This window comes from Buttiauxella sp. AC142 (assembly GCF_979253435.1).
On sequence record NZ_CEEDCH010000004.1, the window covers coordinates 43,720 to 61,710 of the forward strand.

At 54.2% G+C, this 17,991-nt stretch carries 16 protein-coding genes; 2 read left to right on the forward strand and 14 right to left on the reverse strand.

Annotation, left to right across the window (positions count from 1 at the left end; translation table 11 throughout):
• Positions 1 to 65: 65 nt before the first annotated feature.
• Positions 66 to 404, reverse strand: a complete 339-nt coding sequence (locus tag AC0IWZ_RS23780; protein ID WP_471679207.1) for a molybdopterin-guanine dinucleotide biosynthesis protein MobC — start codon at positions 402 to 404, stop codon at positions 66 to 68.
• 280 nt (positions 405 to 684) lie between these two features.
• Here AC0IWZ_RS23780 and mobA point away from each other — a divergent pair, with 280 nt between their 5' ends.
• Together mobA and traI are read left to right on the forward strand one after the other, a co-directional pair.
• Complete coding sequence (gene mobA / locus AC0IWZ_RS23785; RefSeq protein WP_064556358.1) at positions 685 to 1,029, forward strand: plasmid mobilization protein MobA; 345 nt, start codon at positions 685 to 687, stop codon at positions 1,027 to 1,029.
• 1 nt (position 1,030) lies between these two features.
• Positions 1,031 to 2,947 (forward strand): TraI/MobA(P) family conjugative relaxase, encoded by a 1,917-nt coding sequence (traI, locus tag AC0IWZ_RS23790; RefSeq protein ID WP_471679208.1) that lies wholly within the window; start codon positions 1,031 to 1,033, stop codon positions 2,945 to 2,947.
• A 133-nt stretch (positions 2,948 to 3,080) separates the two neighbouring features.
• Here traI and AC0IWZ_RS23795 read toward each other — a convergent pair whose 3' ends face one another.
• The 13 genes from AC0IWZ_RS23795 to AC0IWZ_RS23855 all read right to left on the reverse strand — a co-directional run bounded on the left by AC0IWZ_RS23795 (position 3,081) and on the right by AC0IWZ_RS23855 (position 17,991).
• On the reverse strand, positions 3,081 to 3,275 hold the full coding sequence (locus AC0IWZ_RS23795; RefSeq protein WP_064556360.1) for a hypothetical protein: 195 nt from the start codon (positions 3,273 to 3,275) through the stop codon (positions 3,081 to 3,083).
• 209 nt (positions 3,276 to 3,484) lie between these two features.
• Positions 3,485 to 4,012: a phospholipase D family nuclease gene (locus tag AC0IWZ_RS23800; RefSeq protein WP_471679209.1), complete on the reverse strand. Its 528-nt coding sequence runs from the start codon at positions 4,010 to 4,012 to the stop codon at positions 3,485 to 3,487.
• Positions 3,945 to 6,281, reverse strand: coding sequence for an F-type conjugative transfer protein TrbC (gene trbC / locus AC0IWZ_RS23805; protein WP_471679211.1), 2,337 nt, complete (start codon positions 6,279 to 6,281; stop codon positions 3,945 to 3,947). The genes AC0IWZ_RS23800 and trbC overlap by 68 nt, the downstream gene beginning before the upstream one ends.
• 12 nt (positions 6,282 to 6,293) lie before the next feature.
• Positions 6,294 to 7,292: a thioredoxin domain-containing protein gene (locus tag AC0IWZ_RS23810; RefSeq protein ID WP_471679212.1), complete on the reverse strand. Its 999-nt coding sequence runs from the start codon at positions 7,290 to 7,292 to the stop codon at positions 6,294 to 6,296.
• A gap of 2 nt (positions 7,293 to 7,294) precedes the next feature.
• On the reverse strand, positions 7,295 to 8,554 hold the full coding sequence (locus tag AC0IWZ_RS23815; protein WP_471679213.1) for a secretion/conjugation apparatus DotM-related subunit: 1,260 nt from the start codon (positions 8,552 to 8,554) through the stop codon (positions 7,295 to 7,297).
• A 94-nt stretch (positions 8,555 to 8,648) separates the two neighbouring features.
• The gene (locus tag AC0IWZ_RS23820) at positions 8,649 to 9,320 is read right to left on the reverse strand and encodes a hypothetical protein (RefSeq protein WP_471679214.1); all 672 of its coding nucleotides are present in this window, start codon (positions 9,318 to 9,320) and stop codon (positions 8,649 to 8,651) included.
• Between the two features lie 67 nt (positions 9,321 to 9,387).
• Positions 9,388 to 11,529: a DotA/TraY family protein gene (locus AC0IWZ_RS23825; protein WP_471679215.1), complete on the reverse strand. Its 2,142-nt coding sequence runs from the start codon at positions 11,527 to 11,529 to the stop codon at positions 9,388 to 9,390.
• A gap of 57 nt (positions 11,530 to 11,586) precedes the next feature.
• Complete coding sequence (gene traX, locus AC0IWZ_RS23830; RefSeq protein ID WP_471679216.1) at positions 11,587 to 12,093, reverse strand: conjugal transfer protein TraX; 507 nt, start codon at positions 12,091 to 12,093, stop codon at positions 11,587 to 11,589.
• The gene (traW, locus tag AC0IWZ_RS23835) at positions 12,090 to 13,286 is read right to left on the reverse strand and encodes a conjugal transfer protein TraW (RefSeq protein ID WP_471679217.1); all 1,197 of its coding nucleotides are present in this window, start codon (positions 13,284 to 13,286) and stop codon (positions 12,090 to 12,092) included. Before traW ends, traX begins: the two co-directional genes overlap by 4 nt.
• Positions 13,287 to 13,299: 13 nt before the next feature.
• Positions 13,300 to 16,377: an ATP-binding protein gene (locus AC0IWZ_RS23840; RefSeq protein WP_471679218.1), complete on the reverse strand. Its 3,078-nt coding sequence runs from the start codon at positions 16,375 to 16,377 to the stop codon at positions 13,300 to 13,302.
• A 13-nt stretch (positions 16,378 to 16,390) separates the two neighbouring features.
• On the reverse strand, positions 16,391 to 17,338 hold the full coding sequence (locus AC0IWZ_RS23845; protein ID WP_471679220.1) for a hypothetical protein: 948 nt from the start codon (positions 17,336 to 17,338) through the stop codon (positions 16,391 to 16,393).
• Positions 17,338 to 17,538, reverse strand: a complete 201-nt coding sequence (locus AC0IWZ_RS23850; protein ID WP_410374262.1) for a hypothetical protein — start codon at positions 17,536 to 17,538, stop codon at positions 17,338 to 17,340. The genes AC0IWZ_RS23845 and AC0IWZ_RS23850 overlap by 1 nt, the downstream gene beginning before the upstream one ends.
• Before the next feature lie 60 nt (positions 17,539 to 17,598).
• Positions 17,599 to 17,991, reverse strand: coding sequence for a DUF6750 family protein (locus AC0IWZ_RS23855; RefSeq protein ID WP_471679222.1), 393 nt, complete (start codon positions 17,989 to 17,991; stop codon positions 17,599 to 17,601).

The window sequence follows — 17,991 nt, forward strand, 5'->3', positions numbered from 1 at the left end:
TGCCTTTTTTATTGTGCAGGAGTGTGACACACAGGTATTGAACCTACATGTCACACTTTACCGTTTCAGTTAGTCTGCTGACTGTTTGCTGCCGGTTTCTCTGCCGTGGTGGTAACGGTTCTGGTCTGTCGCACTTTCTTCCCGATTTTCTTTTTGCTGTTCAGGATGTCGCGAACGGCTTTAATACCGACAGTGATCCCCACCGATTCCAGTGCCGATTTGATATCTTCCGCGCTATATCCCTTCGATTCTGACAGCATAATGATTTGCGGCATGAGCTGTTCGAGCACGCTCGACTTTGTCAGTCGTTTTTCTGTCAGATCTGGTAGGTTATCCAGCGCCGATTTTGCCAATTCCACATCATCTGCGGTAAACCATTTCTTATCTGTTTTTGTGTCCATCATTTTCCGTTTCCTGCTACTCAGAGGGGCATCATTTCAGCAGGATTATAAACCTAACTGGGGATGCAAGCCAAACACCCACTTTTCTGGCGTAAGCCGGTGACGGAGAAGAAAAAAACACATATACTTCTGAGCAAGAATCGAAATCGTGTGTAAAACATGGGACAGGGTATGTTTTGTTGAACCGCCTGCACGCAGACGGTCCCCCAAAACGGCCTGGTCAGGACTCCGTCCCGACACCCTATGAATCGTGCCCACCTCAGAAGTGGTGGTGGAGTGGATTATGAGTAAGAGTGAAAAACGCCAGCGTGGGGTGTTATTTCTGGGAATACGCTGGTATCCCGAAGAGAAAGAACAGGTAGTGGAAAGTGCACGCTCAGCAGGTCTGAGTGCAGGAGAATATCTCCGGCGTTGTGCCCTCGGTCGTCGCATTGTGGCCAAAGGGGATTCACGCCAGATGAAAGAAATTATGAAACTCGGTGGCCTGCAAAAGCATCTGTATCTGGAGATGCAAAAGCAGGGGATGATGACCACCGAGCTGAGCAAGCAGTTTGCAGAGACACTGACCGCCCTGCAGATTGCCCTGATGAAGTTTGATGCGAAAAGCCTGAATAATACTGAGGACTGATATGCTTGCAGTGGTTCCACCTAAACGTCGTGACGGTCACTCCAGCTTTGTGAAGCTGGTGTCGTATACCGTTTGTCGTGAGGATGTGAACCTGAGCGAAACGCTGTCTCCGGATAACCCGACTTTCCGTCGCCCGCGCTCTGAAGAAGCTATCTTTAACAACCTTGTCAGTTATGCCACCCGTAACGCATTACCGGACTCTGATGATGTGATCGCGATGTTCCCTGATGGTCGCCAGCAGGTGAAATTCGACAAGGTCGTGTGTGAAACCAATTGTTTTTCTCTGGTGTCTGCCGCCTCAGAAATGAACATGGTCGCGATGCAAAATGCCCGCTGTAAGGACCCGGTTTACCACACTATTCTGTCGTGGCCTGAAGGTGAGCGTCCGACACATGACCAGATTTTTGAGTCTGCCCGACATTGTCTGAAAGGACTGGGTATGGCTGACCATCAATATGTTTTTGCCATTCACGATGACACCGATAACCTGCATGTTCATCTGTCGGTTAACCGTGTGAATCCGGTGACCTATAAAGCGGCCTCGTTATATAACGACCACTTTGTGCTGGACCGTTGTTGTCGTGAACTGGAGCTGAAGCACCAGTGGAAACATGACAACGGACCGTATCGTGTCAATGACCAGGGTATGGTTGTTCGCAATAAAAACTTCTATAAACCGGCACCGGCTGCGGCCCGTCGTCTGGAGTTTTTCAGCGATAAAGAAAGCCTGCATACCTACGCTGTTGACCATTGTCGTGGCAAAATTGAAACGCTGCTTATGTCTGACCAGCAGTATCAATGGGATGATATTCATGATGTGTTTCATGCGGCGGGGCTGGAGTTACGGCAGAAAGGGACAGGGCTTGCCATCTATGACATCAATGATGATTCACAGATCCCATTGCGTGCCAGTCGCCTGCATCCTGAGCTGACACTTGCCGATCAGCAGGAACACATTGGCGCTTTTGAGCTGGCACCGAAAAGGGATGATGCCCCCGGTCGACTGGTTCAGAACTGCGTCCCTGTTGAATCCCTGTATGACAGTCTTCTTCATTGTCGTGACCGTGGCGCGCGTGCAGAACGTCGCATTGCACGTGCTGAAGCGCGGGAAGATTTGATTGGCCGTTACAAGTCTTATAAGAATGGGTTTGTCCGTCCGGATCTCTCAAAAGATGACATGCGCACGCGTTTCCGTGAGGTTGCAGCAGAGTACCGTGTCAGGAAAAATCAAGTTCGCCTGGTGCAGCGTGATCCGTTGCTGCGCAAGCTGATGTATCGTGCGCTGGAAGTCGATAAGATGAAGGCCATGTCCGCGCTGAAAATCCAAATCCGGACAGAGCGCGATGCCATCAAGGCTTCGCCTGATGCCCGACCATTATCGTACCGGGCATGGGTGGAAGTGCAGGCGAGCCAGCTGGATGCCGCAGCTGTTTCCCAGTTACGTGGCTGGGCTTACAGACAACAACGTCAGAACAGAACCGCGCCGATTTCAGGTAATGTTTTCCTTAATGCTGTCGCAGATGATGTGAAGCCTGCCACTATTCGTGGCTATGAAACGACGGTGAAACGTGACGGTGCAGTGGTCTATTCGTCCGGGGGGAAACCTGTACTGATGGACAGAGGTGTGCTGATTGAAGTGGCTGATGCTCCCGAAGAGCGTGGAAAAAATCTCGCCATGGCGATGCATATTACTGCGCAGAAGAGTGGTGAGCGGTCGGAAATTCGTGGGGACACTGCATTTGTCCGGGATGCCATTGGGCGTATACCGCACTTTAATTCCTCGTCGGGTAAGACCGTGCCGTTGACCCATCCCGTACAACGTCAGTGGGCGGGCTATGATGCGCCTAAACCGGCTGAAGAGAAACAGGTCGCGCCGCAAAACGCTGCGCCGCGCTACACACCACCAAAACCGCAATGACGGGGTGGTGATAACAGGATCAGGGAGTACGGGGGCTTGCATACCTTCCGGATGCCAAGGCAGTGTGGCTTGATACTGATCCTGGCATTTCCCTGATACCCAGCAGGACTCGTTACATCATGAATCTTCCACCTTAGTGGATGTCATCATCTCCGCTAAACCTGCCTTCTTCAGCGGCCGCCATATCGGCCATAAAATCCAGAAGCAGCGTGACCGCCTGGGGTCGAGTGATAGCACCGGCTTTATAACGGTCGAGGATAGCGGCCAGATAGTCCGTCATATTAAACATCGGACTTTCCATTGGGATGAGTTCATCAGGATCTTTCATAAGATTTTATGCTTTCAGAGGGCGGATTAGCGGGATATTGCATCAAGCATATGCGAGTTAAAATTCCCTGCAAATATTTCTGTTACAAATTCCGCGTTACATCATGAAATTCGGGAAAATTCCTAATACTTTCCAGAAGAATATTCCGCCCACCTTTCTGGTTATCCACGTTATTGTCACACATGGTGATCATTACCGGAAACTTCTGGCTATTTCATGGGGTTATCTGGCTCAAATGATTCTCCCCAGAGGCGTTCAAATTCCTGCTGATAGGCTGTGGCGGTGGCCCGATGATCCCACACAACCAGGGTGTTTTCTGCATTTCTCCGGCTGGCGCTGGAGGTGTAATTAAACGAGCCGGTTTGCGTTGTCACACCATCCGCCACCATGAATTTGTTGTGCTGAATAGCATATTTCCCGTTAAGCCGGACGGGGACTCCCTGCCTCTGAAGCCAGGTCACGGCGGAATACTTTCCACCGTTGTCTTTCGCATCTGCCAGTACCCGGACTTTTACGCCCCGCCGTTGTGCCGCCAGCAGGGCTTCGGCAACCTGTCGGCTGGTAAAACCATACGCTGCGACATCGAGCGAACTGCGCGCGCTATTTGCCACGTTCAGGACGTTCAGTGTCGCGCTGTTGCCGGGTGAAAATCCGACGGTAATGCGTGTTTCAGTAGCGGTTGAAGTCAGGGGAGTGATTAAAATCGTCAGTAAAAGCGTTTTGCGCCAGATTTTCATAATAGCTGTCCTGAATTTGGTCATCGCCAGCCTGTGCCGGTGTGAACGAATGGGAAGAAGCAGGCGAGGGTTCGACGGTGTGGGGTAAGGTTTCCGCATTGCCTGTTGTGGTCTTTATGCTGTTGTTGTTCTTGTGTGCCTGTTCCACGCGTTTTTTCGAGATGCGCACGCGTGCCACTTCGCTGACACACCCATAACGACCCTGTGTTTTTTCCAGCACCTGAGTGGCTGTTTCAAAGAGCAGGGCCGCTCTTTCTTCCGGGGTGCAGGTAAAGTCATTACGGTTGTCCAGATCGGTGGCCAGTGTGGCCAGCGCGCTGAGGGTTTTATCTTTGATCCGTGCGCCTGGTTTGCTGTTCCATGCCTCCGGTGACGTCATGAGGCAGACATCGAGGATGGCGCGGATATTTTGCTGGGATACCGGGCGACGTCGTTCAGCGGCCGGGACTTCCTTGCACAAATCATTAAAGTCAGGGCGGCGGAGCGGCACATAGCGGTTAATTCTGACCTTCAGCTTTGAGATTTTGTCTTCATCCGGAATGTGGATGGAGTTGCTACGCACCTGGCGGTCTTCAAAAACGATAATGCCTTCCCCTGCGGCCAGTGCCTTCAGCTCAGACAGCTGGATGTTGTCCCGTTCGCGAAACTCGACGGTACTTGCATCTTCATAACCGCCCATATTGTTCTTATCCATACGGACCTGTTCGGCGTAGTGACCGGTGCCGCCTACCGCACGGATCATCTTCAGGGTGTCTTCCGTATCTTCCGTCTTCATGAACTGTTTGGTGCCGAGGTTGGCATTGACGGAATAGACTTCCTTGCCGTGACGCAGCATCGCCTGAATATCCTGGGCGAGAATAACCAGCATGTATTTCAGGCTTCGCATCTGGGCCGCCAGTTTGGCGAGTCCGGGTGCAAAGTAGTACCCGACTTCATCACAGAGCACCATAAACGGGAACTTGCTGGCGAACTTCTTCACCGTCAGCGTGTGTTCCGGCGAGCCCTCGATATGGTTCCCCAGGTCTTTGGCGATGTTCATCTGGATATCTGAGATAAAGAGTTTACCGAGCGTGGACGCCTCGTTATCGGACAACTCCAGTGCGGGTATCAGAACCACCAGGGTACGGTCATTATGCAGAATATCCTGCATATCGATGTCGCCGCCGGTTTTGGGGAAGATATGGCCATAGGTGTCGTTAAACATGCCGAGCATTCGGGTGAACTGCTGGATAAGAAATCCGTGCTGATCCAGCGCACCCTGTGACCATTCTGCCGGGCGGTTGACCAGACGCATGTCAAAACCTGCCAGGTTCGACAGGTAGTTTTCCATTGGCTTGTAGCCTTCCTCATGCCAGTTCTGCTCCAGTGCCTCCCGGTACAGGCCCACGAACTTCACCAGGGGGAAGTAAGACTGAATGACGTCCTGAGTCAGCGGGATATTGTCCCGGGCCCGTTTGTAACACAGGGCATAAATCAGGGCGTTTCGCATGGCACGGGCCTTATCCTTCCAGCCCTCGTCACTGCCGTTGCTGCTCGGCATCAGGGATTCCATCAGCTGCGTGATGAACGTCGGGCTGCCGTGGGCGAACGGGTTGGTGGAGTTGGTCTGCGGGCGGGATTTGTCCCCGGCCAGCAGTTTCCGGAATTTGTCATCGTTGCCGGTGATGAAGTTGAGCACATGCCAGTCATCTTCCTGTCCGAACCGTCTGGCCATCGACCACGTGGCAACCGCCAGGTCAATCTGCGCCTTGCCGTCCGATATGCAGCAACCCCGTGCCCAGCACAGGGAGTTCAGGTACAGCGAGTACAGGGTTTCCGTTTTACCGCCGCCGGTCGTGGCCATGATTTGCATATGACGCAGCGCATCATCTGACTCCAGCCACAATTCACGGCCACGGTCGCGTCCGCGCCCGGTGCCGAGGCATAACACCCCGGACGCTTTCCGGCGTATCAGCTTTGGCAGGTTCAGATTCAGCCACGGAATATTGCGGCTCAGTTCGCGCTCAGTGGATAAATCCAGACCGCCGACATCCATCGGTATGCGCAGGGGAAGGCGGAAGAGCTGATCGCTGAAGCCGACCAGGAGCACAATGCACACCGGCAGGGATATCAGCAGCGTAGCGGGCCACAGCACACCCAGCGTTAAGGCAAAAACGAGGAAGAACTGGACGGTGAACGGGGCCAGCATAAGCTGTTCAACCATTTCTGTTCTCACCTGTCGGCTGATCAGGCTGTCTTTTACCTGCGTTTTACGTTTACGCGTTTCCATCTGGTGTCATCCTTATGGCTGGCTGTCGAGAAACGCCTTAATGGCTTCATCACTGGTCATGGCCTGTAGTGGGATCATCCGGCCATCGTCACTGATAACCGTCGGTGTGCCGGGAAGCTGGAACATATCCAGTGCCATGTCATTGCGCGCCAGCGCATCGAAGCCCGTATCGCAGCTCACCGGGGCCACGTTCTGTGCCGGATTGAGCATCCCTGCACCGATATCAAACAGGTCGCGCCACAGGCCTGCGCGTTTTTCTGCCGGCGCGCACAAGACTGGCGCCACACGCTCAGCCGTTGTGGCTTTACCCACCATCGTGACCGGGAAAATGACCACGTTGTATTGCCCGGCAATGGCCTGGACAGTCGGTTCGAAAATACGGCAGTTTCCACACTCCGGATCGGAGAACAGATACAGTGTCCGGGCATGGCCGGTAGACAGTGAAACGGTGTAGCTGCCGTTCGCGGCTGCGGTGCTCAGACGCTGTGCCAGTAACTGACGGGCTTCTGCCATTTCCTGCTCAGACAGGCGGCCAGGCTCGTTTATGGACGACTCCGGCGCGGACGGTGCTGCTGGCGCCTGTGCGATAACCGGTGGTGTCGGCGTTTGTTGCATCAGTCGTCCGGTAGAAATGTCAGGCGGCATCAGCAGCTCAGCCGGGGAACTATGGGTTACGTGCCCGGCAATAAAGCCGGCCAGCAGGGTGAGGGTCAGTACCACGGCGGGCACCAGTTTGCGGCGCAGCTGGCTGGGGGTATCCATCTTGCCAAAGGCATCAGCCGTGCTGGTCAGCGCCTGGCGGGCTTCAATTTCACTTGTGGCCAAAAAGAGACGGGTGTGGGCATATTCTTCCATCAACCACAGCCCGTATTTGCCTTCCTGCTCTTCAATGACCAGATGGTAAGGCGCTTTACGCCGGCGGGAGACAGTGAACAGTTCGTCAGTATTTTTCAGTACACGCACCTGGCGGCCAGATGTGTGGGTGGTCCAGGTATCAATTAAATTGGTCATGGTTATCTCATTTTTGGTTTGAAAGTGTGTACGTGGCGGTGAACGTGAGGCTCCTGCTCAGCAGCTGCGGAGGTGTCATCCTCGTCGTCGTCCTCATCCTCTTCACCGTCGTCTTGTGGGGTTGCCGGTGATGTATTCATTTCTTCTGCGACGGCACCGAGATTGCGCAGATCGGCTTCCAGTCCTTCAATGGCCAGTCGCATGATGGGGCGGTCCAGGTGGATGCCGTACTGTGCGGACACGGTTTCCCAGTGGGCCTGACTGACCACCGCCGTTCCTTCAATAAAGGGCCACGGGCGACCCGTAGACGCCAGGGCGTACCAGAGTGTCCGGTCGAGGCCCTTCAGCCAGCGATAACGCCGGATGGGCAGGTGCAGGTCGTTGTCGTGCAGCGCCTGTATTGCGGTTCTGGCATAGCGATAGCGCCGGATCCACTCGATAGCGTCTGGCGTGGAGGTGACGCGCCGGAAGGCGGCATCTGCCAGAGACAGGTTGGGGTATCCCGTTTTGTTACGGTATTTACGGTCGGATTTCAGCGTGGAACGGTTGAGCGTATCGACGAGGGCTTCTGCCTCTTTGCGCTTGTCCAGAAAGTGCTGCAGGCCAAAGATGGCGAACATGGCTCGTTCGTGATCGGAGAACTGTTCAAACCGTTGTGCCGGCGTGCTACCTGATGTAAAGGCCTTCCCCAGCTGGGCAAAAAAACAGGTTTCTGCCAGGTCGTGGCGCAGTTGGCGGTTCACAACCAGTCTGTTTTCTTTTGCAAACTCCTCTGGTGAGGCCGCGCTGCGGTGCTCTTCCGGATCAACGTTGAGCAACTGGGTCTTTTTGTCGCCGTAGTTCAGTGCAGGAATAATGGCGGGTGAAAAGGCCGACATAATGCGCGGGAGTGTCCGGATGGAGATATCGCGTCGCGTTCTGCTGGCCTGATGGCCACGCACGGCGAGTACACCGAACACGACTACCGGCACCAGGAACAACAAAAGAATGCCAGCGGTCAGGTCCATCACCGAGAAGAACTCAGACCAGGAAACGTTCTGCGCATGATTGTGCGTGTTGACCAGAAGGTTGATACGCCAGGCGGCAAGGTGGTGAGTCTGCGGGATGTCAGCCAGACTCCAGAGAAAGTACAGAAACAAGGAGGTGTACTCGACCACGGTTTCCCGGAAGAAGATGGCGAGAACAATCAGTACAACAATCAGGCCGACAGCGGCCAGCGACCAGTCGTTAGAAGACTGGACGTCACGGTTAGGAGGCGCCATAAGAGGTTCCAGTGATGTATTTAAGGCAAAAGAAAGGGCACCAGCGAAGAGGTGCCCTGTACTCAGGAGATTGTCGGTAAGGAGACGTCAGTCGTTAGTTGAAGCGAGACATGACCAGATTCAGGTTGTTTTCGTCCGCGATACGTTTAGCGCAGTGATTCACATAGCCCGGGAAGCTGTTGTCGTAGACATATGGGCGGTTACGCATGGCTGACAGGCTTTCAAACAGAGCTGGCATCTTACGGTGACTGATGACCAGGAACGGGATATCAGGCTTGCCGGTATAAATTGTCAGCTTCTGGCCAGACAGTTCGGCAGATTTGAAACTGTTGACATCAAAACCCATGACCACGATATCTTTTGGTGCCAGCAGGTTTCTCAGTCCAGACTCTGTATGCGCGATAATTAATAAAACACCTTTATCGATATCCAGACCAGCATAGTTCGTTCCAAACAGCGTATTACATTCGCAGCTCTTTAATGGTGAGAAAACCTCAACCTTTTTAAAGTGATTAAGGAACAGAGCTATATGTTTCCTCTGCTTATAAGTTATATATAATATAGTTAATAAACTTATTATTAATATTGATGAGTAAATTGGAAGCCAAAATATCGCATCTTTATTTCCTCGGCCTTTAGCGGTGTAAGCGATGTATGTGCATACCAAAATTGAAGGGATGCCAAAAGCCGCATACATTCCAAAAAAAACAGAAGATAATTTATATAAATAACTGCCTGTATAGGGGTTGCTGTGTTTTATCGCCATACAAATCTCCTTATGTATCCTCTCCGATTATATAACCTTGTGAGAAATAAATAAACAATTCGCCTCACTATTTAAAGCCATTTTCTGAGCTTGATGAGCTATCTCCAATTTTCTTGAGTCCAGGCGCGGAACCCATTTTCCCACCAAAACCAGCAAACATATTCCGCGTGGATTCCACAGCACCTTTCATTATTTGCGCTGCCTCTCTTCCGCCTAGCCAGGCAATGACATAATCCGGCATATACACCTGCAAACTAAATGCAGATGAAACCAACATGGTACAAATTCTGGCATAGATCATGAGGATCCCAATGAAACTCGCCAGACCCGTAACTGAATCCACCTGAACGTTTGCTATTGCAGGAACGATAAGAATATTTAGTAGGGTTCCTATGGCTATCACGACTAAGCTGGCAAAGAAAAAGCCAAATACCATAAGGCCTGGACGAATCGCCGCATCGATAAGGAAGATGTATCCATAGGTGGCCCTGCTACCTTTGTCCGACTCCGTGCCAATGTGTGTCCAGGCCCACAACGTTCCTGCTGTCGTTCCAATCAATACTGTTGCGAGCCAGGAAGTGCAGGCCGTAATCCAGTAAATTAATGGAATAAACGGCAGGAAAATGGACAGTGAAAATCCAATACTTAACAGTAAGAACAAAATGAAATACACAACTGGTGCAATAGCTGACAAAACGCCATTTGCTATATCACCGGCACCTGTTAAAGAGTTAATTGCAATGGCAACCGCGTTTTTTCCTGTAGCTCCACTTGCCAGAGCTTTCGCAGCAGTAAATGCAACTAAAGTCATTTCTGCTGATGCAAGTGTGTAGTCCCCTATGGCTTTCATTTTTAAAAGAGGGTTCACTTGCTGGCCATAATCACTCCCCGTGTCTGACATTATGCTTTGTATGAAATTGGACGTATATTCTTGAGATAAAGGCATTAGCTCTAATAAAACAGAATTTGCAGAACTTGTCGCACCTGCAAAGTCATTAATTCGGTGGTTTATTGATCCAAGTGGTGGAGAGTAAGATGAGTTTTGTCGCTGTGCCGCGACGACCATATTAATTTCTTTATTTAATCCCGTTACTCCAATCTCACCGATATTAGACATCCCGGAGACAATGGGGCTTTTCTTTGCTACTTCATTCACTTTATTATTTGCTGTGGAAAATGACTGATACCATGCGCCCAAAACTATCCAGCCATTCTTTTTAATATAGTCATTCATTTCACTGCGAATTTTATTTTCATCATTAATACCTGATATCGCCCGGTTAATGGTGTTTTCATATTCCTGTGCTGCCTGGTAAACGATTTTCTCGGAGTCGGGCAGTTTAGAGCCGCTGCCTTCCTGGTAGCTCCGGTACGCGCTGACATAGTTTTGTGCCGCAGCAGACAGTGTGGCGTTCATGGTTCTGAAGGCATTTAACTGGGCGGCTTCCACCGGGGCTGTCGTCGCCGTGGTCTTAAAACCATACCAGGTTGCGTCATCTGAAGACTCAGGGATGCGCGCTGTGCCACACTGTGCGCTGCCGTTCGTGACACGAATTTCACGCCCGTCACCGGAGGTTTGTGTCCCCATTGGCGGGGTACTGCTGCTGCCGAACTGGTGCATTTCTGCCTGTTCTGTATTGGTGGCAGCCTGGCAAAGGTACATGCCAAAGATCCCCCGGGATGCGTCCACCGTCTGACCTGCGACGGGTTGAACGATCATCGACTGACCGGCCATGATTGAGTCTGCTGCGCTGTCCACCAGGAGGTTTGCACTCCCCACACCCATGATGCTGGCCGTCCACAGAAACACCAGATTGGAAATGGACCAGCCCGACGGGGTCGGGATGAGGGACATAAAGCCGACAAGGGATGACACGGGCGCCATGACGGTGTTGCCATCACCGAATACACGACCACGGTTACCTGACAATACGGTCGCGCGCAGGGCGATGGCCACAAACCAGACAAAGGCCATGCCGGAGACGATGCCGTTAAACACGCCATACAGCACGCCAATAAAACTGGCCGTGGCGGGCTGAAGCGGGTTGTTTACCACATCACCAAAAACCATCACCATCATCTGTCGGGAGAGGTCTGTGGAACGGGTGGCGGCCGAGTTGATGGAGTCAAAACCAATATTGTCTGCCAGTGCAGGCCATGACAACGCCGCCAGTGCAATGACTGGCAGCAGTCTCAGAAGCAGTTTCATAGGGTGTTTCCTGACGTCATATCCCCGGCAGGCCGGGGCAGGGAAAAAGGAGTGGAATTACCAGCTCAGGATGGATGTCAGCAGGCGGCCTGTTGCGCGCCATTCCTGGAAGGTGCCGAGATGGCCGGTCTGTAACTGCCACAGACGCAGCTGGCATTTGAGGGCACCACTAAAGAGCAGGGCGCAGAAACCGGTCAGCGCAAACAACATGCTGCCCGCCCGCCACAGGATCAGGCTGTCAAGTGTGGTCGCGTTGACCAGCACGGCAAACAGTAACGCCAGGGTGAATATGGCTACCGGGATAAAAAGCAGTAACCACAGGCGTTTTCCGAGCCTGAAACGTGCTGTCAGCTCCTCCCGGGAGCGACCGCTTGCGCTCACCGCTTCATCAAATGTCAGCGCCAGATCCTTCTCTTCACGATACCGGCGGCGGAGGTCTTTGACCTGTGCCATTTTTTTCGTGCCAGCATAGTTCAGGGTTCGCAGGACCCAACGGACTTCAGGTAAAGGCAGAAGGAGACTGGCTGCCCGCCAGGAGTATTTTTTTGCCGTTCCCGGTTTCATTCGCGTGCCGCTCCTGTTGATACCTGTTGTAGTTTCTGCGCCATGCGCGGTTCGTAATAATCTGCGCCGGCAATACTCAGTTGCTGGCCCGCCAGAATGGCGTTCTCCTGCAATTGCTGACGAATACTGAGGAGCAGGGCATTCTGAAGACTCTGAATGCGGATGGATTCGCGTGCCAGATTGTCGCCGTCCATCTCCTGCAGGTCCGTCAGATAATCGGTATTGGCATAGCGTCGGTTGACTTCAAATGCTTCAAATTCACGCTGGGACATCATTCCTGACCGTCTGGCTTCGGGTGAGGCATTTTCATCGAACCAGGCTTTACTGGAGGGTGACTGCAGGGCTTCTGCCAGCACGTCCTTTGTCGCTTCGCTGGGCTGACTGCCGGCAATCATGGCCAGTTGAGGTTGTTCGGCCGCACTCTGGATGGCTTCATGCTGAGTCGCCATGCCCAGATACTGTCGACCGGCATCGGTTTTGATTTCACCCTTTTTAAGTGTGCGACCCACACTTTTACGTACCGAGTTTTTCATGTACATCATGGCGGCATCGGTCTGTTCTGGCGTAAACGTCAGCTCAGGTGCCTTGTCCTCTTTACCCGCCCCGGCCAGTACGGAGCGAAGTTGCTTGTCGCCCCCCGGCAGTTCGGATTCGCGTTTGCATATCTCTCCCCAGGCCTGAACATCCGACGCTGTGCAGTACTGGCTGTGAACATTGGCTGTGGCAAACAGGTCCTGTTCCGGTGCCGCTGCCTTGTTTTCCAACACTTTTTTCACGGCCGTATTGCTCACGGCTTTGCCGCTGGACAATTTTCCCTGCTTAGAGCCGGACTGACGGCTTATCTGTGCGGCCTGACCGGAGCCCGACTCACTGCAGATAGAGGTCGGTACGGTGTAACTGCGGCGGGCGGTTTCCAGATTTTGCGCCTGCTGTGCATAGGTGGCGAACTGCTGCATATTCTCGTTCGACTGCTGGATCATGGCAGCAATCTTGTCGTTCCCGGAACTGACCGCCCCGCCCAGTTCGCGGGTGGTGGTCAGTATTCCGGACAGGGTGCCGTTCGCGGTACTCAGCTGCGGCACGACCTGGGTGGTGATAGGGACACTGCTGTTGACGTTGACCGTGTAGGCCAGAGCCTTGACGGCAGGCAGCATCAGGCTGCCCACACAGGCCGCAAGTAACAATTTTCGCATAGGAATACCTGTATCAGATGTGGAGGCCACGTGAGGCAATCAGCTCGGTGGACAGTCTGTTAATGATGTTGGTGTGATCGGACTCACGGGCTTCTTTCTTGCGCAGGGCGATAAGCCGGGATGCACTGCCCGAGGGGAAATGCTCAGCGAGGATAGCCCTCGCCGTGCGCCCGTCGAGCAGGTCATAGAGCTGATCGCGCAGAGCGGCATCTTCCGGTGTTGAGTTCAGTGCCCAGAGTTCTTTTGGGCCGAGCGTGTTTTTCAGTATCTGTACCATCCTGCCCGTCTTCAGGCGGAAGCACGCCAGAAATGCGGTCCCGCTTCCGTCAGGTGCGGCACCACTTCCCATTCTGCGGAAGGCTTCAGCGGTATGACGGGGGACACCGAAATGCTCCGTCAACAACGGCAGGTCTTCATGAGATACCTGCATCAGGTACAGGGAGTTGGCCGATTTCAGAATGGACGCCGGGAAGTGGTTCAGATACTGCGAACTCAGCACGGTACGGATAAAGAATTTCCTGTTCTCCAGGTCCTGCGTCTCCAGTTTTTCCATGATGAACGGAATGTCTTTAACATTGTGCAGCTCGTCATAGATTTTGGTTTTCACCTCCTGTGCCAGTTGGGTGAGCCGGTCATGATGAAATTCACGGTAGGCCGGTGCGAGCAGATCCATGAGTTCGTTACGGTACTGCGGCAGCTCGAAGTGTCCGGCGGCAATCTGACCGGCAAACAGGTACATCAGCCCGGTGCGCAACTGTCCGGCGCGGGTTTTGCCTCCCACCACGTTATTCAGGTCAATGGCAATCACGCGGGTGTTCGGATTGAGCTCAAAAGCGGTGCGACCGGCGAGCATTTTGTAGGAGCGCAACGCATCGGACAGGCAGCGACCAATATAGGAGATGAGCGACTCATCGCTGCCCTTGCGGGTGATACTGCCGTACTCGGTGCGGATATCCTGGCTGTTTAGCTGTGCCTGCAGGTCACTGAGCTCCGGCATCGCCTGGTAGTGTGCGCGGGTGGCCGCCTGAATTTCGCCGCGAGTAAACAGCAGGTCACGAACTTCATACCAGGACGCCATCGCCCACCATGACGCATCAAACTCGCTGTTGAGACCGCTCTTCTCCAGTGCCTCATCCACCCCCGGCTCCACCGACGGGGCATAGCGTATCGGGGTTACCTCGGCATTATTTTTAAAGGCGATATCGATAACCTTGCTCAGAATTTGCCGGCAGTCCTGAGCATTGGGCGGCATCCCCGTTTCCGGATCGATACACAGTGTTTCGCAGATATTGAGCTGGTATTCCTTCTCGGGTGTCAGCGGATAACGGGCACCGAGCTGGACATCAAACGGGTTCTTACAGAACTCACGGCTGTTCTCCAGGAGCACACCCACCACTTCGTCCTGGCGTTCAGGGGACAGGGCGTCACGGATAAGCCGGATAAGCCCCTGCGCAGAAAACCCCTTGTCCACATAGGACAGGTAGGGCAGCTGATTCTGGCCAGAAAACAAAATAGCCTCACTCAGTGCGCCCAGCATCACCGATTTCCCGGTGCCGGGTTCGCCGGCCACCACTTCGGTGAATTTGGTCTGCAGACTGCTGGCCAGTCGGACCGGAATGGGTTTGCCATCGGTGCTGCTGAACACAATGCTCGCATCATCGTCCCACGGCGTGGCCGGACGTTGCAGCGGCAACAGGGCCAGAGCGGCGGACAGCGGCGGAAAGAGCAGGGACGGAATGCTGAGCGCATTCGAGCAGGCCAGTGTGGCCACCCAGGCACGCAGCGGATCCCCGAACGTGCTGGTCACCTCACAGACTCCCCAGGACTCCAGCCCTTTTTTGAGCAGGGTGCGGTTACGCTTCACCTCTTCCGTGGTTCGCCCCCATGTACTGGCGCTGATGGCCATGGCACAGACCGGATCGCTCTGGTGTGTGCCTTCCAGCCACTGTACTGATTCATACACCCTGCGCAGCGGCGGGGCGAGAGCTGCCAGGCTCAGGACCATGCGCTTGCCGCCGAGGACATCCAGCCCGCCCGGCATGATGTCCATACGGACCCGCCAGGGCAGTTTCGGGCTGATTTTCGCAAACAGCTGGCTGAAGGTTTCCGGTTTCTGTGGTCCGAGGGATAACGCCAGGGTGGCGTGCCAGTATCCGTCGAGGTGCATCAGGTTGCCGGCAGGCTCCGGTTCACTGTTAAACAGCTGGTAGTTCAGGTGCGGGGCCAGCAGACAGGAGTGATCCTCGCCTTTGGGCTGGCCGTGTGGCCAGCGGACATCCCCGGGCAGGAACGGACGCCAGTCGGGTGAGGTACTTTCACGTTCAACCTGCTGGCGCAGATGGCCACCAAACTCATGCGCTGTCATCAGGCGGATGCGGGTGCTGAAATCCCCGCGCGCCAGCTGGTTTTCCAGCGTGGTGATAAAGGCATCATGACGAATTTTGAGTCCTTCGAGTGCCTGGAACTCCGGGTTCTGGCCAAAACGTGCGCCCGGAGCCTTTTTGAGCAGGGCCTCGCGGCGTTTCTCTTCATCACGAATTTCAGTGGTGCTCAGGGCATTTTTGGCAGTGTAAACAACCAGAAACGCACGCTCACGGGCGACAAAAGGTGCCAGCTTCTCGATGCGCTCATCCAGAATATCGGCCAGATCGAGGCCCATACGCTTCAGGCCCCGGTACTGGTGTGCCAGCAGACGGCGCAGCTCTTCGCGTCCCTTTTCCGGATCGCGCTCAAAGATGAAGCTGGTTTTGTGGCCCACCTCCTGAAACTCGCTGCTCAGGACGGTGTGCAGGCGTGCAATGTAGGCGGAAAATAGGGCCGGATCACGGCGTTCTTCCTCGGTCACGGCTTCCTGCTCGTTAAACTGGCAGTAAGTCCCCTCTATTTCAAACACGCTGGCGTAATGGCCATCGTGAGTGACGAAAATATACGGGGAGGCTATGTCCGGTCGGCGTTTGCGGTCATCGTCTGTCAGGCCGATGGTGGTGCGTAAATCGCAGTAGCGGGCGAAGTCCTGGCCCAGTGCGTAACGTGACGCCCAGGCAATGGCACTCTCCACCCCTTCCAGGGCGGTGATTAATGGGTTTTTCATGGCGTAGTTCTCGTCAGTTCTGGCTGTGGTACTTCTTCAGACGGTCAGACCAGGTTTCCGGGGAAGGTCCCGTGAGTGCCGGATGGTTCAGCAGCGTGGGATTCACGATCAGCACCATGTGGCGCAGACGTTGCTGGAGATCTTCACGAATAAGCAGACTGGCCTGCATCAGTGCCTGACCAAATTCCCCGGGGTGACTGGTTCCCCAGAAGGCTTCCGTTTCTTTGCGATGGCCGGTAAGCCAGTTCAGGATTTGCGTGGCACCTTCTTTCTGGCGTGCATTTCCCTGTGTACGGGCAAGGATGACCGCCCGCAGCAGCAGGCTGACATCAGCGGCCGCAAGCTCGGGCAGGTATACCATCACGCCATCATTCGCCCCCAGCGTGTTCAACCGGTGGCTGAAATGACAGACCGGGCAACTCACCCCCAGATTTTCATCGGCATGGTTTTCCGGATTGTCATCGCGAAAAATTAACGCGTTCGCATCATGCACACACCCGCAGGCATCACAGCGGCCCGCAGTCAGTTCGCGGGCTCGCTTGCACAACGCCGGTGGATGGGCCTCGCTTTCATGCCCCCAGACCTGCTGTTCGGTGCTGAAGGTCTGGTATCGGTGCGGGACGGTCAGTCGAACCATTTCCGTGCTGTTTTGTCGCCAGCGGCGCAGAGATTTTTGCAGTGTTACCCGGACCGCTTCCCTGACATCCGACGGCGGCAACGTCAGGCGTTCGAGATGGTCACACAGGCTGTCGACGGGGATGAGATACACGTCGCAGTTATAGCCATTTTCGTGGGCCACCTTCCCGCAGTGATAAAACAATGATTCCAGTGGCGCCAGCAGTGCGGCACAGGCGGCATTCTGAGGTTCGTCCCAGCTCAGTATCGGGTCATCGAAGTCTTCCGTGCAGGGGGCCAATGTGAGGGGCCAGCGCAGCAGAATGTGACGTAAGAATACGCTCATTACTTATCCTGCCCCGGTGTAAAGACACCGATTTCCGCTACGACGCGCCCCTGCTCCTCGAGCGGAACCTTAAAGCCCATTCCGATATGGTCAGCGACCGCGCGCAGTACCTGGTTTGTGACATCCGTTTCCTGACGCGAGCCCTTTTCGGCCGCGAAGATCAGGTCATGTTTTTCTGAATGGTAAATGACAATTGCCATGGGCACTCCCGGGATAATGAGTAATAACCGGCGGCAAAGCCGCCGGGACTGCAGGGGATATCAGAGGTCAACCGGGTTGAGTTGCAGGGTGGACTGACCTTTTTTAATGAACTGGTCGATGGCGATCAGGATGCAGCCGGCACCCAGTGGCGTGAGGATCCAGCCCCAGGTGATTTGTGGGTTTTTCTTTTTGGCCACCCACAATACGATGCCGATAATCACCAGGCCGACCCCGCCAAATTTGGCAAATTTCAGCAGGCTGTTGGTCGAGCTTTCGGCACCGTCCGCGACGTTATCGAGCATCCCGAAAATACCGTCATCAGCATGAGCCGGTAAGGTAACCGAGCCGAGCATCGCGGTGAGCGCCAGCGTGATGCGGGTATGCAGGGTGCTCATGGCCAGCCAGGCACGAACCCACAGACGAACAGAAACGGACAGAATGAAATTACGCAT

Coding starts and splice junctions, on each gene's coding strand:
- AC0IWZ_RS23780 (WP_471679207.1), bottom strand. CDS start 404: ATGATGGACACAAAAACAGATAAGAAATGGTTTACCGCAGATGATGTG.
- mobA (WP_064556358.1), top strand. CDS start 685: ATGAGTAAGAGTGAAAAACGCCAGCGTGGGGTGTTATTTCTGGGAATA.
- traI (WP_471679208.1), top strand. CDS start 1,031: ATGCTTGCAGTGGTTCCACCTAAACGTCGTGACGGTCACTCCAGCTTT.
- AC0IWZ_RS23795 (WP_064556360.1), bottom strand. CDS start 3,275: ATGAAAGATCCTGATGAACTCATCCCAATGGAAAGTCCGATGTTTAAT.
- AC0IWZ_RS23800 (WP_471679209.1), bottom strand. CDS start 4,012: ATGAAAATCTGGCGCAAAACGCTTTTACTGACGATTTTAATCACTCCC.
- trbC (WP_471679211.1), bottom strand. CDS start 6,281: ATGGAAACGCGTAAACGTAAAACGCAGGTAAAAGACAGCCTGATCAGC.
- AC0IWZ_RS23810 (WP_471679212.1), bottom strand. CDS start 7,292: ATGACCAATTTAATTGATACCTGGACCACCCACACATCTGGCCGCCAG.
- AC0IWZ_RS23815 (WP_471679213.1), bottom strand. CDS start 8,554: ATGGCGCCTCCTAACCGTGACGTCCAGTCTTCTAACGACTGGTCGCTG.
- AC0IWZ_RS23820 (WP_471679214.1), bottom strand. CDS start 9,320: ATGGCGATAAAACACAGCAACCCCTATACAGGCAGTTATTTATATAAA.
- AC0IWZ_RS23825 (WP_471679215.1), bottom strand. CDS start 11,529: ATGAAACTGCTTCTGAGACTGCTGCCAGTCATTGCACTGGCGGCGTTG.
- traX (WP_471679216.1), bottom strand. CDS start 12,093: ATGAAACCGGGAACGGCAAAAAAATACTCCTGGCGGGCAGCCAGTCTC.
- traW (WP_471679217.1), bottom strand. CDS start 13,286: ATGCGAAAATTGTTACTTGCGGCCTGTGTGGGCAGCCTGATGCTGCCT.
- AC0IWZ_RS23840 (WP_471679218.1), bottom strand. CDS start 16,377: ATGAAAAACCCATTAATCACCGCCCTGGAAGGGGTGGAGAGTGCCATT.
- AC0IWZ_RS23845 (WP_471679220.1), bottom strand. CDS start 17,338: ATGAGCGTATTCTTACGTCACATTCTGCTGCGCTGGCCCCTCACATTG.
- AC0IWZ_RS23850 (WP_410374262.1), bottom strand. CDS start 17,538: ATGGCAATTGTCATTTACCATTCAGAAAAACATGACCTGATCTTCGCG.
- AC0IWZ_RS23855 (WP_471679222.1), bottom strand. CDS start 17,991: ATGCGTAATTTCATTCTGTCCGTTTCTGTTCGTCTGTGGGTTCGTGCC.